We start from the raw sequence: 16,308 nt of genomic DNA on the forward strand, positions 1-16,308 counted from the left end.
TGTGAAACTGTTACATCAGGTGGTGGCTTGGTGTAACAGTTTTTTGCTCAAATCTAGAAGTATGTTCTGGTCACGATCAAATCATGTTTAGAAAGGATAATAAAAAATCCATCAAAAAAGTGATTGACAGCTTGCCGAGTAGCACATATAATTCATGTAAGCGCTTAATGATTTATTATTTGTTTGTGAACACGTGTTTACGATATGTTTTATCTTATCATAAACACGTGTTCACAGTCATATTCTTTTTGGCCGCTTATCATAAACACGTGTTTATAACAGCAGAGAAATGGATGATTTAACGATGAAGAAAATGAACAGTGCAGAAATTGCAAAATTGGCTGGTGTGTCACGAAGCACAGTCAGCCGTGTGATTAATAACTATCAAAACGTTCCCAAGGCAACCAAGGAAAAGGTACTGAAAGTGATTGAACAGCATAATTATTATCCAAAGGTATATGCCCAAGCCTTAGTGGGCAAGAAAACAGGAACAATCGTGCTGTTTATGGCTGAAACGGGTAATGTATCGAGTGACAGCATCTCTAATTTTTTAGTAACTCATGTGATTGAACGTGCTTCTGATCATGGATTTTATGTATTAACCAGCATTATTAGAGATATCGATAATCTGGAAACAAGGCAAAAAATTAAAGAGGTTTTTTACCAAGGAAGAGTGGACGGCGGGATCTTTATCGGTATGAAAAACGATGAACCTGTCATTGAAGAGCTTGCCTCCGAAGGATTTATTATCGGTGTACTAGATCAAGAAGCAGCAAAAAGCCAGGATTTCAATCATATCACCTGCAGTTATGATAATTTTAAAGGAACCAAAATTGCCATTGATTACTTAGTCAGCTTGGGGCACAAGCAAATTGGTATTGTGAATGGCGATATGACTAGACATGCAGGGATGGAAAGGTATGTAGGCTTTATGGAAGCAATGAACCAGCATCAATTAGAAGTAAACCATCGCTGGGTGCTGGAGGGTGATTTCAGCAAGAATTGCGGTGAACTGGCCATTACTAAACTGATTGAAAAGGGAGAATCGCTGCCAACTGCTTGGTTAGCGGCAAACGACAGCATTGCTTTTGGTATTATTAACGGATTAGAAAAATTTTCATACAAAGTGCCAGAGGATATTTCTGTGATTGGGATCGATGATCATCTGTTGAGTCAATATTGTAAGCCGCCTCTGACAACCTTACGCGTGGATTTTAAGTATGCGATGGAAAATTTGACATCACAGGTAATTAATGCGATTAAAGGCAGCCCAATCGATCCGATCGCCGATATTGATATGGAATTAATCATTCGAGAATCTTGTAAAAGAATTTAAACTTAAGGAGGTGGTGCCAAAAGAAGAGCTGATAGGATATTTTTTGTTTGTCTGGATGTCTTGAACTATAAAAAGAGGGGTGGAAAGTCGTGAAGAACAGACCTTTAAGTAGGAAAGGGATTAGCTGTTTATTACTTGTTTTCCTAATGTTAGCTGGTTGTTCAAGCGGATCCGATGATACTACAGATAGTACAACAAGTGAGGTTGGTTCTAATGCGGAGGATTCCTTTACGTATTGGTACCCTTGGGGCGGGGATTCGGAAACTTGGGATTTATGGAGAATTGATAAGTATCAAGAAGAAACGGGGGCAGAGATTGAGGCGGTATACGCGCCGCCAGATGGAGGCTTAAGTAATGGCAAGCTGCTGTCAGCGATAAGTGGAGGGAATCCACCAGATTTAGTTGTCAGTAATGATTACGCACTAGCATATGCATTAGCGGCTCAAGGGGCACTAGAGCCAATCGACGAATATTTAGCAGATGCTGGTTTTTCTGAGGACGAAGTATTGGAAGGCTTTGTCCCATTAATGAAACAATCTGATGGATCCACCTATATTTTACCACAAGATTCTAATGTAAACATGTTATATTACAACGTGGAAATGTTTGAGGCGGCTGGCTTAGATCCAGATCATCCGCCGGCTACGATAGAGGAACTAGATGAGGCTGCGGAAGCCCTGTCAAAAGTGGACGGCAATAATATTGAGCGCTTAGGTTTTATTCCATGGCTGGATGCAGGTGATGAATCGTATTTATGGGGCTGGATATTTGGAGCGGATTTTTATGATACGGAATCCAATCAAGTGCAGTTAAACGATCAGGCATTGGTGGAGGCGTATAATTGGCTGGATACCTATGCAGAAAAATATGATCCCGAGAAAATAAAATCATTCACATCAGGATTTGGCGGAGCCTTTTCGCCTGATCATCCATTCTTTACCGGTAAAGTAGCAATGACGGTAAATGGCAACTGGTTTGCTAATGCAATCAAGGAGTATGCACCAGATATTGATTATCGTGTTGCACCGATTCCAGCACCAGAAGACGGACGCCAAAAGGCAACAACATTAGGTACTAATGTCTGGATGGTGCCTAAAGGCGCTGAAAATCCACAAGCAGCTATCGATTTTGCCTTATATGGCAGTAAACAAGAAATTCTAGCAGATAACATTAATACGTGGAGAGCCATTTCGATCTGGAAGGAAACTTCAGATGCGATTGAATGGGATGGTGATCAAGTATATGACACCGTATTGGAAGTAGCTGCTTCCGAAAATACTGGTCATCCTGCACTGACGGCAATTGCCGGTCAGATGGCAGATGAATTAACCGCATTAAGAGATAGTGTTATTTATAATGACAACGATGTAGCACAACTATTACAAGAATTAGAAGAGAAAATGCAGGCAGAAGTAGAAAAACAGCAGTAATAGAGGATGTTCAAATAACAAGGCGGGCTTAACCTTTGAATATACAGTAACAGGCATGACAACTGGGTTTTGGATCATTCAAAACCCAGATCACTTTTCATCAGGGAGGAGGCGGAATGATGAAGGAATCACTCTCCATGAATGATAGTCCAGCTATATCCAGGGTGCATGCAAGCAAGATAAATAAGCTGATCCAGCGTTTACTGGTTTATCTGTTGCTTATTTTGTTTGCATTAGCCTTTATAATTCCCTTTATATGGCTGCTGTCAGGTTCTGTAAAAAGCAGTTCTGAATTATTTGCCGATCCGCCAGTTTGGATCCCGGAGGTTTTTCAATGGTCCAATTATTATGAGGCATTTACTTCCTTTCCTTTCTGGCTTTATTTTAAAAACACGATGTTGATTGTGGTATGTACGTGTATAGGAGCTGTCTTATCGAATGCCATGATTGCCTATGGATTTTCGCGGATTGACTGGAAATACCGGGATGCAGTCTTTGTTATTGTCTTGGCAACACTGATGCTCCCTTTCCAAGTAATTATGGTGCCATTGTTTTTACTATTTAAGGACATTGGCTGGACAGGAACTTTCTTGCCACTGATTGTGCCGCACTTTTTTGGAAACCCTTTCTTTATCTTTTTGCTGCGCCAATTCTTTATCGGTATTCCAAAAGAACTGGCTGAATCAGCAAGAATAGACGGTGCCAATGAATTTATCATTTTTTTAAAGGTGATACTTCCGCTGTCTAAGCCGATATTAGCAACAGTGATCATCTTTCAGTTTATTGAAGCGTGGCGGGACTTTCTTGGACCGTTAATCTTTCTCAGTGATAACCGGCTGTATACCTTATCTCTAGGCGTACAGCAGATTATGTCAGAAAATGATCCGCGCTGGGCCTTATTAATGGCCATTGGTGTAGCGATGACCTTGCCGATAATTATTATCTTTTTCTTCTTACAGCGTTACTTTATCGAAGGGATTACGTTTACTGGTTCCAAGGGGTAAAGCGATTGGGAGGTGTTAGCATTGAATACGGAACGGCGTAACTTGAGAAATGGGTTGTTATTTATTTCTCCTTGGATTATAGGTTTTTTATGTTTTACTGCCTATCCATTGTTTAGTTCCTTGTATTACTCATTTACACAGTACAATCTTATTTCAGAGCCAATCTTTGTCGGCTGGCAAAATTATTATGAATTGTTGTTTGTTGATAACATATTTTACACGGTATTAGGGAATACGCTATATATGATTTTTGTCGGGTTAACCTTAACCACTATCGTCACGATTGCAATAGCTATCCTTTTAAATACAGACGGGATAAAAGGGATGTCCTTTTTCCGAGTGGTATTCTTCATCCCTACTTTGGTACCGTTTGTCGTGTTAGCTATCTTGTGGATTTGGATTCTGCAGCCAGACTCGGGGGTCGTCAACTCTATACTGGCTTGGTTTGGGATAGATGGACCTGGCTGGTTTGCAAGTCCAAGATGGGCAAAGCCGGGTTTTATCTTAATGACAATTTGGATGTCCGGAAATATGATTTTGATTTATCTGGCTGCTCTAGGTGATATTCCAAAATCACTCTATGAGGCTTCTTCCATTGATGGGGCAAATGTTTTTCAGAAAATCATCCATATTACTCTGCCAATGTTGAGACCGGCTATTTTATTTAATACCATTACAGGAATGATCGGCGTATTTCAGTCATTTGCTGAAGCCTTTATTATTACAGACGGCGGTCCTGAAAACGCTACATTATTCTATTCTTTGTATTTGTATCGCAATGCATTTCAATATTTTAATATGGGCTATGCCTCGGCAATGGCCTGGATCTTATTAATTATCGCCTTAACCATCACATTGGTCTTCTTTCTTTTATCCAAACGATGGGAATAATAACATATACAGGAGGGTCTTATATTGGTTAATCAACTAATTGGAAGTAAAGTGATTACACAAATCGCTATTATTGTAAAAGATATCGAAACAACATCTCAGGCGTATGCTGACTTTTTCGGGGTGGCAAAGCCGGAAGCAAATTGGACAGATACGATCGATGTCGCACAAACAACATATAGGGGGGAACCTTCCCAAGCAAGAGCAAGGCTGGCCTTTTTTGATATGGGATCTGTTCAGCTGGAACTGATTGAGCCGGATGAACATCCCAGTACATGGCGAGAGTTTCTGGATGAGCACGGGGAAGGTGTCCATCATATTGCCTTTGAAGTAAACGGGATGAAAGAAACACTCCAAACACTGGACAGCAATGGATTTAAACTGATTCAAAAAGGAGAGTATACAGGCGGCAGATATGCCTATGTGGATACGGAAGATCAATTAAAGGTTTTGCTGGAACTATTAGAGAATGATGCATGAGGAGGCTGCAAATGAAATTTTTGATTACAGGGGCAAATAGAGGGTTAGGAAAATGTTTGACAGAGACAGCATTAGAGCGCGGGCATCAAGTATTTGCAGGTGTGCGTGATCCAGAGGCAGATATCCTGCAGTCATACGGATCTCAGCTGAAAATTATCCAACTGGATGTGACAGATGACCAATCTGTCCGGAAAGCCTTGGAAGAGGTAAAAGCGAGTATCTCTTCCCTGGATTGTCTGATTAATAATGCAGGAATATTGAATGAGCGGGATAAGACGATTGAAGAATTAGATGTTGCCCAATGTATGCTTGCGTATGATATTAATACATTAGGTCCAATCCGGGTGATTCAGCACGCCTTAGACCTGCTTCGTCAAGGGACACAGCGATCGATTATAAATATTTCATCTGAGGCAGGGAGTATAACCAATGCCTATACTGGCGATTATGCCTATGGTTTGTCTAAGATTGCCTTAAATATGCTGTCCGAAAAACTACACCTTTATCTTAGGGAGGAGCCTATTGATGTCTTAGCTATCCATCCAGGCTGGATGCGTACTGATATGGGTGGGAAGAATGCTCCGACTGATCCATATGATACGGCCAGAGCCATTATCGACATAGCGGAAGGGAAAAACAAGGTTAACAATCGGTTTCGATTTGTTGATTATCAAGGGAGATCCATGGTTATCTAATCAGGCTGTTAAAGGGGGAATTGCATGAAAAGAAGAATAACAGCAGTATTGGGAGATTATTATCATAGTCGGGAAACAGCGGTACAGTCATTGGAACAAGCGAGGAAGCAGCTGGGTAAAGCGGCAAATATAGAAATTGAATATATAACAGCAGACCAATTAATCGACCATTTGCCTACTCATCCGGATGCAGTTATTTTGGGAGTGGAAAACCGGATAAACCCAGAGGCAGATCAAGTAGAGCGGTGGATGACCAATACTGATGCCAAAAAGATTAACACCTATGTGGAAGATGGCGGTGTTTGGATTGGTTGGCATGCTGGTATCGCTTCTTATGAAAGTATTCCAAATTATACGACTATGCTGCGTGGCCATTTTCTGCACCATCCCGTCAAACATCAAGTGGTTACCTATGAAAGTGCAGGTGAATCATCGATTGTGCAAGGAATTCCGTCGTTTGCCTTTTTGGATGAACATTATTTTGTTACCTGTGACAGGGAGAATACTAATGTATTTTTACAGTCTCGTTCTGTAGATGGAGAATCAGAGGCAGGCTGGTATCATCAGTTTGGCAAGGGAAAGGTAATGTGTTTAACTCCGGCACATCTTGAGGAAGGATTACAGAACCCAGATTTTATTCAACTTTTTTCTAATGTGATCCGCTATGGATTACAATTATAAATACGTGTTCAAAAATCCGGTAAAAAGGACCAAGAAGTTCAAGGCGCAGTTTTGAGTAACGGAGCGTATGCTTTTCATACGTGAGTAACGGACTTGCACAGGAAGTGTTGACTTTCTGCGTTACCCACACGATGTGGGTGTCCTTAGTAGAAGCTCCTCTACTCTGCCAACGCGGAAATTCACCGTGTCATTTTTATTGGACTTTTTGAACAACCTCTATAGACAAGGGAGAGAATGGCTAATGATCAAAGCAATTGCACATCAAGCATTAACGGTATCCAATATGGAAGCGTCTTTACGGTTTTATTGTGAAGCGGCAGGTTTAGTAAAGGCCTTTGAGATTCACGATGATGATGACAAGCCGTGGATTGTCTATTTAAAAATTTGTGACAATCAATTTGTAGAACTTTTTTATAATGGCGAAAAGGATCCCAATACCCATTATGCCAGTGATTTAATTGGTTACCATCACTTTTGCTTGGAAGTGGATGATGTGGAGGCTGCCGCTGCGCGCCTCAGAGAACATGGAATAACAGAAGCTAAGGTATCACAGGGATTAGACATGAATTACAGCTGTTGGGTACATGATCCAGATGGGAATGCTGTGGAATTTGTTCAATATCATCCTGATTCAGTCCATACAAAATCCCGTGTCTCATCGAATCAGGCGAAGGAAGCTAATTTGCTGAAAGGTATCGCCCATATGGCCTTTGTAACAAAAGATATGGAAAAGGCACTGCATTACTATTGCGATATCTTGGGCTTTAAAGAGGTATTTGAATTGCCGGATGAGCAGGGTAACCCTTGGTTAAAGTATTTACATGTGCAAGATGGTCAGTTTATCGAACTGTTTTATGGTGGAGAAAGAAGCTATCATAATCAACGTGCTGCTGGTTTTGCCCATTATTGCTTGGAAGTAGCTGATATCTATCAAGTGGCGCAATTATTAGAGCAGCATGGAATATTGGAGGTTGCACCAACACAAGGAAAAGATTTCAATTTGCAATGCTGGTCAGCCGATCCGGACGGCAACAAGATTGAATTTATGCAGATTGACAGCCGTTCCCCACAAGCCAATTGCTAGCAGCTCTATACCAAATTGGAAGAAGGGCATGAATCGTCGTGAGAGATATCTATCAACTACCTGAACACGGATTTATCGGTTTTATGAGTAAATTAGTGATGTGGATTGTACAGCTTGCTTATTTAAATCTGCTTTGGATCTTGTTTAGTTTAATTGGCGTAGTGTTTTTGGGCATAGCTCCAGCAACATTGGCATTAATCGTATGCTGTAAACAACTTATGCAAGGCAGGGAGGATACCAGTTTATTCAGGAATTTTGTGCGTACCTTTTTTCAGAATTTCATTCCGTCCAATAGTATCTTCTGTGTGCTGACGGCTGTTGGTTTGCTGTTCTATACGTATACGGCAATCCTCGCTAGTTTGGATGGTGGATTGTATTATCTGGTCTTGTTTGTGTTTGTCAGCACGGTGATTCCTTTTTTGCTGGTCACTATGTATATACTGCCTGTTATGTCACAATATAAGGTAAGCTTGCTGACAGCCATTAAATATGCCTTTGTCACTGCTATTGTCTCACCATTAACCAGTATGATGTTGTTGATAGTATTGATGGGTATCGTCGTTCTGTTATCCATCTTTCCTGTATTGATACCTTTCTATAGTATTAGTTTATTTACTTTCAGTCTAACGTTCTTCTCGCAACGAATTTTTCGCAAGATGGAGAGGAAAGAATCTGTATCACCTGCTTAGACAGGGGAAAATTATAAAAAGCATAAATCGGGGATTGATCCATGAGGGATTGGTTCCTGTTTTTTTATCGATATATATCTCGTCAAGTGTAGCTTTTAAGTAGCTTAATTATTTGCAAAAAATAAAAAATCAGGCAACTGCAACCCCTTACATGATTGATTTCACCTTATCATTAGGCAGGGCAGGCTTTTCTGCCAAGAAAAAAAGGTTGAAAAACAGGACGAGTTGTCGTATTGTAATTAACAATAGATTAGGCTGAAAGGCCTTTGGAATAGGTGCTAAACATGGAGTTGAGCACCATTTTTCCTAGTCATTCACTCATTAATTACATGCATCATCAGCAAAGCTTGGTTTGTTGTCGAGTCTTTATGGCGAAAGCTTTATTTTGACGCATCATTTTTCTATAGTATAAAAAATTGAAGGAGGCAGATGGATGAGAACAGATAAATTTAGCAAAGAAGGTTTGACCTTTGATGACGTATTACTAGTACCTGCAGAGTCAAATGTATTGCCGAAAGATGTTTCTGTGCAAACGAAGTTATCTGATAATATCACACTAAATATTCCTTTTTTAAGTGCAGGGATGGACACTGTAACAGAAGCAAAGCTAGCTATCTCGATTGCAAGACAAGGTGGTATCGGCATTATCCACAAGAACATGTCAATTGAAGAGCAAGCAGAGCAGGTGGATCGGGTAAAGCGTTCTGAAAGTGGTGTTATCACGAATCCATTTTCCTTAACACCAGATCATCAAGTCTATGATGCGGAGCATTTAATGAGTAAATACCGTATTTCTGGTGTGCCGATCGTTAACAATGAGAAGGAACAGAAACTGGTAGGAATCCTGACAAACCGTGATCTTCGTTTTATTGAAGATTATTCGATTAAGATTTCCGACGTGATGACAAGTGAAAATTTAGTAACAGCATCAGTCGGCACGAATTTGAATGAGGCAGAGAAAATATTACAAAAACACAAGATTGAGAAATTACCGCTTGTTGATGATAATGGTGTCTTAAAAGGATTAATCACGATTAAAGATATTGAAAAGGTAATCGAATTCCCTCATTCTGCTAAAGATAAACAAGGACGTTTGTTAGTGGGAGCAGCAGTAGGGGTGACGGCGGATTCAATGACTCGTATTGATAAGCTGGTCGAAGCTGGCGTAGATGTACTGGTTATTGATACGGCACATGGCCACTCTCAAGGTGTATTAGAGCAAGTAAGCCGAGTGCGCAAGAAATATCCAAACGTGGATATTATAGCAGGAAATGTGGCAACAGCAGAGGCAACAAAGGCCTTAATTGAGGCCGGAGCCAATATTATCAAGGTTGGAATTGGACCTGGATCGATTTGTACGACTCGTGTTGTAGCTGGTGTAGGAGTGCCGCAGATTACAGCGGTCAACGATTGTGCTGCTGAAGCAGAGAAGCACGGTATTCCGATAATTGCTGATGGCGGTATTAAATATTCTGGAGATATTGCCAAGGCAATAGCAGCGGGTGCTCATGCTGTTATGTTAGGCAGCCTGTTTGCTGGAGTAGCAGAAAGCCCAGGAGAGACAGAGATCTTCCAAGGCAGACAATATAAAGTCTATCGTGGTATGGGATCTGTTACATCGATGAAAGGTGGATCTAAAGATCGTTATTTCCAAGATTCACAGGATGCGAAGAAACTTGTCCCAGAAGGAATTGAAGGCCGGGTAGCTTATAAAGGCCCATTGGCTGACACCGTGCATCAATTACTTGGCGGTTTGCGATCCGGTATGGGCTATTGCGGAGCGGCGACGATCGACGAGCTGCGCAATGATGCCGTATTTATCCGTATGACGGGTGCAGGACTGAAAGAAAGCCATCCGCATGATGTTCAAATTACAAAAGAAGCACCAAACTATTCTGTAACATAAGCGAGCCTTTTATGGGGATCAAAGAGCAGCTGTCTCAAAAGTGCCTGTCATTTTCACTTATTGAGGCAGCTTTTTTTTATAAAAAACAGGGATAAGAATCGTTTTATACAATACGTCTCAGCAAAAAGGTTCCTGGAGAAAACACTGGAAAAGCAATTTCTCGGAATAGACTTCTTACTGAGCCAAACAGTTAAAGTCGCTTAAGTTTATAACCATTAATTCCCGTGGAAGGAATAAGTAATAGATGGTATGATCTAACTGAATCATGCTAATCTTGACAATCTATTGAACAAAACAATATGTTTCCCTTGTTTATCCAGCGTCTAGGCACATAGCGTTATTTTCTAATTGGTTTAATTGTGGTAAAATGATACTTGTGAAAAATTTAGTTGGAGGTAAAAAGAGTGAGAGTAACGATGAGAAAGCTAAGTATGTTAGTGTTAATTACCGTCTTGATGATTACAGCGTTTACGATGAATGGAACCGCTGTGCAGGGTGCAAGTATAGAAGTAGAAGCAGAATCGGCCATTGTTGTGGATGCAAATACAGGGAAGATATTATATGAGAAAGAATCTGATTTGAAGTTACCTCCGGCTAGTATGACGAAAATGATGACAGAGTATCTGGTGTTAGAGGCGATATCAAATGGTGATATCAGCTGGGATACAACGACCCAGATCAGTGACTATGCCTATTGGTTATCATCGGATAATACATTTTCTGGAATTGGTTTGACACAGGCTAAGGATTATACTGTTCGTGAATTATATGAAGCAATGGCGATTATTTCTGATAATGGGACAACCGTTGCCTTAGCAGAATTGGTAGCAGGTTCCGAAGGTGAATTTGTCAATATGATGAACGAGAAGGCTGAAGAGATGGGATTAACAGAGTATAAATTTGTGAATGCCTCTGGTTTAAGTAATTCTGACCTAGGTGAATATCACCCAGAAGGTACAGAACCGAATGCTGATAACTTGCTTTCGGCACGATCTTCCGCCTTATTAGCTTATCATCTGATCAATGACCACCCGGAAGTCTTAGAGATATCCAGTATGACTACTTCTGAATTAGATGGACATACATTAGAGAACTGGAACCGAATGCTTCCTTCTTGGAATAATGATAATTTTGCCCAGTTTGCTTATGAAGGAGTGGACGGGCTTAAGACAGGTCATACCGATGCTGCTGGTTATTGTTTTACAGGTACGGCACAGCAAGGTGATCGTCGTTTAATTACCGTGGTAATGAAGACAGATTCAGAAGAGAAACGATTCCAAGAAACCAAGAAATTAATGGAGTACGGATTTTCTCAATTTGAGTCTAGTGAGCTTTTCCCGGCAGGCTATCAGATAGAAGATCAGGCGACACTTCCTATAGCAAAAGGGAAAGATAAACAAGTAAATATTGCAACCGCAGAACCATTTACTTCTATGATTGCAAGTGGAGAAGAAGAATTATACTCAGTAGAATATGATATAGATGAAGAATTGTTAGCAGAAGATGGTCGCTTAGAAGCTCCGATTGAATCTGGGGAAAAAGTAGGAGAAGCTGTTCTCGTATATGCTGGTGAGACAGATTATGGTTATATTGATGAGAATGGCGGCGGTCAGCGTGTAGATCTAGTTACTACCTCAGGCGTAGAAAAAGCGAATTGGTTTATGTTGTCTATGGGTGCGATTGGTAATTTCTTTAGTGGATTATTCTCTACAGTAGTAGATTTCTTCAAAGGATTATTCAGCTAAATAATCCCGAGGACAGCAGTTGGCATTTGAGTAGAATGTAGTATATAATAGGGTAGGACAAGACGGATCGAATAGTATAGGAGGAACGAGAGATGTCTAAAGTAGGTACAGATAGAGTTAAACGTGGTATGGCAGAAATGCAAAAAGGCGGCGTTATTATGGACGTTGTTAATGCTGAGCAGGCAAAAATTGCAGAAGAAGCTGGCGCAGTAGCCGTTATGGCATTGGAACGTGTACCATCTGATATTCGTGCAGCAGGTGGAGTAGCTCGTATGGCAGACCCAACTATTGTAGAGGAAGTAATGGGAGCTGTATCGATTCCAGTTATGGCCAAAGCACGTATTGGTCATATCGTAGAAGCACGTGTACTAGAAGCTATGGGTGTTGACTATATTGATGAAAGTGAAGTATTAACACCAGCTGATGAAGTATATCACTTAAACAAACGTGAATATACGGTACCATTTGTTTGTGGCTGCCGTAATTTGGGTGAAGCAGCTCGCCGTATTGGCGAAGGGACTTCTATGCTTCGTACAAAGGGAGAGCCTGGTACAGGGAATATTGTGGAAGCCGTGCGTCATATTCGTGAAGTAAATGCGCAAGTGCGTAAATTGGTGAATATGAATGAAGATGAGATTATGACCTATGCGAAAGAATTAGGCGCACCTTACGAAGTATTATTAGGTATCAAAGAGAATGGCCGTTTACCAGTTGTTAACTTTGCGGCAGGCGGTGTAGCAACACCAGCAGACGCAGCGTTAATGATGCAATTAGGGGCAGATGGTGTATTCGTTGGATCTGGTATCTTCAAATCAGATAATCCGGCTAAGTTTGCTAGAGCGATTGTAGAAGCAACTACTCATTATGAAGATTATGAATTAATTGCGAAGGTATCCAAAGATCTTGGTACAGCAATGAAGGGTATCGAGATTAGCAATATTGCACCTGCAGATCGTATGCAAGATCGCGGCTGGTAAGATAGTTAGGAGCTAGAAACAGATGGTGAAAATCGGAGTATTAGGATTACAAGGAGCTATCCGTGAACATGTGCGCTCAATTGAAGCAACAGGAGCGGAAGCAGCTGTGATTAAACAAAAAGAAGAATTAGCGGACATTGATGGCTTAATTTTGCCGGGCGGCGAAAGTACCACGATGCGCAGGCTGATCGATAAATATGATTTTTTTGATGCATTAGTTGATTTTGGACAAGCAGGTAAGCCGATTTTTGGTACTTGTGCCGGTCTTATCCTTTTGGCCAATGAGATTGTCGGGCAAGAGACTGCCCACTTAGGCTTGATGGATATTAAGGTAGAGCGCAATGCTTTTGGCCGTCAGCGTGAATCTTTTGAAGCGGAATTAGCGGTTAAAGGGGTAGCCGATAACTTTGAGGCCGTCTTTATTCGAGCACCTGATATTGAAGCCGTTGGATCAGAGGTAGAGGTTTTGGCAGAGTATGATGGCAGGATTGTGGCTGCACAGCAGGGCCATTATTTGTGCAGTGCCTTCCATCCAGAATTAACAGATGACCACCGTTTAACGGAATACTTTGTCAAAATGGTGGAAAAGTAATATAATAGTATACATCATATAAAAAACGTTGATAGGAAATAGTAATTTAGGAAGCTGTCTCAGAGAGCCGGTGTGAGGTGGAAATCGGTACAGTCCCTAAGTGAATCCATCCTGGAGTGGTATATGGAAAATAGTACATGTATCCGGTGCAGGCCGTTATCTGCTTAATTAAGCTGGGAGAAGTCTATTTCTCCAATCAGGGTGGTATCGCGGGAAGAACTCTCGTCCCTGCTATTATGTGAATAGCAGAGATGAGGGTTCTTTTTTGTACTATAGTATAAGTAAAACCAAGTTTTTCTAATAAAATCGAAAAATTTTAAAGGAGGTTTTTTCTATGTTGGATAGGAAGCTGCTTCGCAATCATTTTGCTGAAGTGAAAGAACAATTAAAGCACAGAGGAGAAGATTTAACTGATTTAGACCGTTTTGGTGAACTGGATGAGAACCGTCGTACATTAATCGTAGAATCAGAACAATTAAAGGCGACACGTAATGAGGTGTCTAAACAGATTTCTCAATTGAAGAAGGAGAAGCAGGATGCAGAGGAAAAAATTCTGGAAATGCGTGAAGTCGGCGACCGGATTAAAATGATTGACAGCGAGCTGAGAGAGGTAGAAGAGAAGTTAGACGTATTAATGCTCTCTATCCCTAATATTCCTCATGAGTCAACGCCTGTGGGCGAAACAGAGGATGATAATGTCGAGATCCGGAAATGGGGTGAGGTGCCGAACTTTGATTTTGAAGAGCAGGCCCATTGGGATCTAGCCGTATCTTTAGATATTCTTGATTTTGAAAGAGCGGCAAAGGTTACTGGCAGCCGTTTTGTTTTCTATAAAGGACTTGGTGCGAGACTGGAACGTGCTTTGATGAACTTTATGATGGATTTACATGCCGATGAACACGGCTATCAGGAAATGCTGCCGCCATATATGGTGAATCGCACTAGTATGACAGGGACTGGACAGTTACCGAAGTTTGAAGAAGATGCGTTCAAAATAGAAGATTGGGACTATTTCTTGGCACCAACAGCAGAAGTGCCGGTCACGAATTATCATCGTGATGAAATTCTCAAGGGGGATGAATTGCCAAAGAAATTCACAGCATTCAGCGGCTGTTTCCGTTCTGAGGCAGGTTCGGCTGGACGTGATACGCGTGGATTAATCCGTCAGCATCAATTTAATAAAGTTGAATTAGTGCAAATGGTGAAACCGGAAGATTCTTATCAGGTATTAGAAGAGTTGACTGGTCATGCAGAGAAGGTATTGCAGCTACTTGAATTACCTTATCGTGTATTGAGTATGTGTACAGCTGATCTTGGCTTTACAGCAGCGAAAAAGTATGATTTGGAAGTATGGATGCCTAGCAATGAAACTTATCGTGAAATTTCTTCTTGCTCTAATTTTGAAGATTTCCAGGCAAGACGTGCCGGCATTCGTTTCCGACGTGATGAGAAAAGCAAACCTGAATTTGTCCATACCTTAAATGGGTCTGGACTGGCGATTGGCCGTACTGTAGCAGCGATTATGGAGAACTACCAGCAAGCAGACGGTTCTATAAAGGTGCCAGAGGTATTGGTGCCGTATATGGGGAATAAGACGGAGATTAGATAAAGTAAAGTAAAAACACGGCACTTACCAATGGAGTTTGGTGAGTGCCGTTTTGATCTTAATCTTTTTTATGACGGAACCATAAAGCACTGCCTCCGCCTAACAAAAGTAATGCAATACCTGCTAACAGCCAGTTATATTGCTGTGTAGCAGTGTGAGGCAAGTCGCCTGCTGTCGTTGTTTTGTCAGAATTCTCTTGGAGGTTTATCGTCTGTTCTGCCGCTCCTGTAACTGCTGTTGTATCAGTTGTTGGAGATAAAGCTGGACTTTTTTCTTTTTTACTATCTTTTTCAGGTGGATTACTATCTTCAGTTTCTTTTGGTTTTGGCGTCTGCTTTTCTTTACTGGATTCAGTCGGTTGTTGCTCGCTAGGTTCTTTCGGTTCTGGTGTCTCCTCCTCTGGTATTGGTGATACAGTTTCTTCCAACAAAACGCCATAGATAGAGAAATGGGTAACCGTTGCTGTTATAACGTCATTTTCTCTTGTTCCACCAATACGCTCCCATTTTTGGCTGTCTTTCTGATAGTGATAAAGAGCAGTTTGGTCGCTGGTTTCTGTTACCCCCATAGTCAGAATAAATTCACCAGTGTAATCTTTTTCTCCTTTTGGATAGGTAAACACAAAATCATAGACTTCTCCTGCTTGCGTCAAGCCTTCCTGTGTTTCTAATTGCGTGGTGAGAACTTGCAATAATGTTCCTGCTGGTAAATCATCCGGCAATTGAATCGTGGTTTGTGTGTCTTTCACGATAACCGTTATTCCCGGATATACTTCTACTGGCGACCCATCTAGTATAATTTCTATGGTTTCTGGGACTTCAGATTCTTTTGGTTCCTCTACTATTAGTGCATAGACATAGGTGACAGTTTGTGCTTCCTCGGTAAACGTACCCGTTGCATTCTCTGGTGTTTCTATCAGCTGATAACCTGTTATTATTTTTGGCTCAGTTTTATAGGTTTCTCCCAGATTACCAGTTAGTTTTTCAGGTTCAGCTACTGCCTTGCCTGTTTCATCTACATAGTTTATTTCTATTGGTGCGCCTTGTGTTGGTTCCTCTACTATTAGTGCATAGACATAGGTGACAGTTTGTGCTTCTTCGGTAAACGTACCCGTTGCATTCTCTGGTGTTTCTATCAGCTGATAACCTGTTATTATTTTTGGCTCAGTTTTATAGGTTTCTCCCAGATTACC

General features: G+C 41.1%; 15 protein-coding genes and 1 other annotated feature. Of the genes, 14 read left to right on the plus strand and 1 reads right to left on the minus strand.

The window, feature by feature from the left end; genetic code table 11:
- Positions 1–304: 304 nt before the first annotated feature.
- From JOD18_RS23280 to serS, 14 genes are all read left to right on the plus strand, one after another.
- Positions 305–1,336, plus strand: coding sequence for a LacI family DNA-binding transcriptional regulator (locus JOD18_RS23280; RefSeq protein WP_204671786.1), 1,032 nt, complete (start codon positions 305–307; stop codon positions 1,334–1,336).
- Between the two features lie 89 nt (positions 1,337–1,425).
- Positions 1,426–2,766, plus strand: a complete 1,341-nt coding sequence (locus tag JOD18_RS23285; RefSeq protein ID WP_338029604.1) for an ABC transporter substrate-binding protein — start codon at positions 1,426–1,428, stop codon at positions 2,764–2,766.
- 116 nt (positions 2,767–2,882) lie between these two features.
- Positions 2,883–3,770 carry a carbohydrate ABC transporter permease gene (locus JOD18_RS23290; protein WP_239588327.1) on the plus strand — a complete coding sequence of 296 codons (888 nt, stop codon included), beginning with the start codon at positions 2,883–2,885 and terminating at the stop codon, positions 3,768–3,770.
- Positions 3,771–3,791: 21 nt separating this feature from the next.
- A complete protein-coding gene (locus JOD18_RS23295) occupies positions 3,792–4,661 on the plus strand; it encodes a carbohydrate ABC transporter permease (protein ID WP_204671787.1) in 870 nt (289 codons plus the stop codon).
- A 24-nt stretch (positions 4,662–4,685) separates the two neighbouring features.
- Positions 4,686–5,141, plus strand: coding sequence for a VOC family protein (locus JOD18_RS23300; protein ID WP_204671788.1), 456 nt, complete (start codon positions 4,686–4,688; stop codon positions 5,139–5,141).
- A gap of 11 nt (positions 5,142–5,152) precedes the next feature.
- On the plus strand, positions 5,153–5,836 hold the full coding sequence (locus tag JOD18_RS23305) for an SDR family oxidoreductase (protein WP_204671790.1): 684 nt from the start codon (positions 5,153–5,155) through the stop codon (positions 5,834–5,836).
- Between the two features lie 24 nt (positions 5,837–5,860).
- A complete protein-coding gene (locus JOD18_RS23310) occupies positions 5,861–6,517 on the plus strand; it encodes a ThuA domain-containing protein (RefSeq protein ID WP_204671792.1) in 657 nt (218 codons plus the stop codon).
- 241 nt (positions 6,518–6,758) lie between these two features.
- Entirely contained in the window at positions 6,759–7,601 is an 843-nt protein-coding gene (locus tag JOD18_RS24905; RefSeq protein WP_338029606.1) for a VOC family protein, read from the plus strand.
- Positions 7,602–7,639: 38 nt separating this feature from the next.
- Positions 7,640–8,290 carry a DUF624 domain-containing protein gene (locus tag JOD18_RS23325; RefSeq protein WP_204671793.1) on the plus strand — a complete coding sequence of 217 codons (651 nt, stop codon included), beginning with the start codon at positions 7,640–7,642 and terminating at the stop codon, positions 8,288–8,290.
- A gap of 433 nt (positions 8,291–8,723) precedes the next feature.
- Positions 8,724–10,196, plus strand: a complete 1,473-nt coding sequence (gene guaB, locus JOD18_RS23330; RefSeq protein WP_204671794.1) for an IMP dehydrogenase — start codon at positions 8,724–8,726, stop codon at positions 10,194–10,196.
- A 404-nt stretch (positions 10,197–10,600) separates the two neighbouring features.
- Positions 10,601–11,941, plus strand: a complete 1,341-nt coding sequence (locus JOD18_RS23335) for a serine hydrolase (RefSeq protein ID WP_338029607.1) — start codon at positions 10,601–10,603, stop codon at positions 11,939–11,941.
- A 92-nt stretch (positions 11,942–12,033) separates the two neighbouring features.
- Entirely contained in the window at positions 12,034–12,918 is an 885-nt protein-coding gene (gene pdxS, locus JOD18_RS23340; protein ID WP_204671795.1) for a pyridoxal 5'-phosphate synthase lyase subunit PdxS, read from the plus strand.
- Positions 12,919–12,940: 22 nt separating this feature from the next.
- Positions 12,941–13,510, plus strand: a complete 570-nt coding sequence (gene pdxT / locus JOD18_RS23345; RefSeq protein WP_204671796.1) for a pyridoxal 5'-phosphate synthase glutaminase subunit PdxT — start codon at positions 12,941–12,943, stop codon at positions 13,508–13,510.
- Between the two features lie 19 nt (positions 13,511–13,529).
- Positions 13,530–13,743: a binding site (T-box leader), on the plus strand.
- A 101-nt stretch (positions 13,744–13,844) separates the two neighbouring features.
- Complete coding sequence (gene serS / locus JOD18_RS23350) at positions 13,845–15,119, plus strand: serine--tRNA ligase (RefSeq protein WP_204671797.1); 1,275 nt, start codon at positions 13,845–13,847, stop codon at positions 15,117–15,119.
- A gap of 55 nt (positions 15,120–15,174) precedes the next feature.
- On the opposite strand, the gene JOD18_RS23355 is transcribed toward serS, so the two are convergent.
- On the minus strand, positions 15,175–16,308 hold a 1,134-nt coding region (locus tag JOD18_RS23355), incomplete at its 5' end, for a MucBP domain-containing protein (protein WP_204671798.1).

The organism is Gracilibacillus alcaliphilus (assembly GCF_016909015.1).
GTDB lineage: Bacteria > Bacillota > Bacilli > Bacillales > Amphibacillaceae > Gracilibacillus > Gracilibacillus alcaliphilus.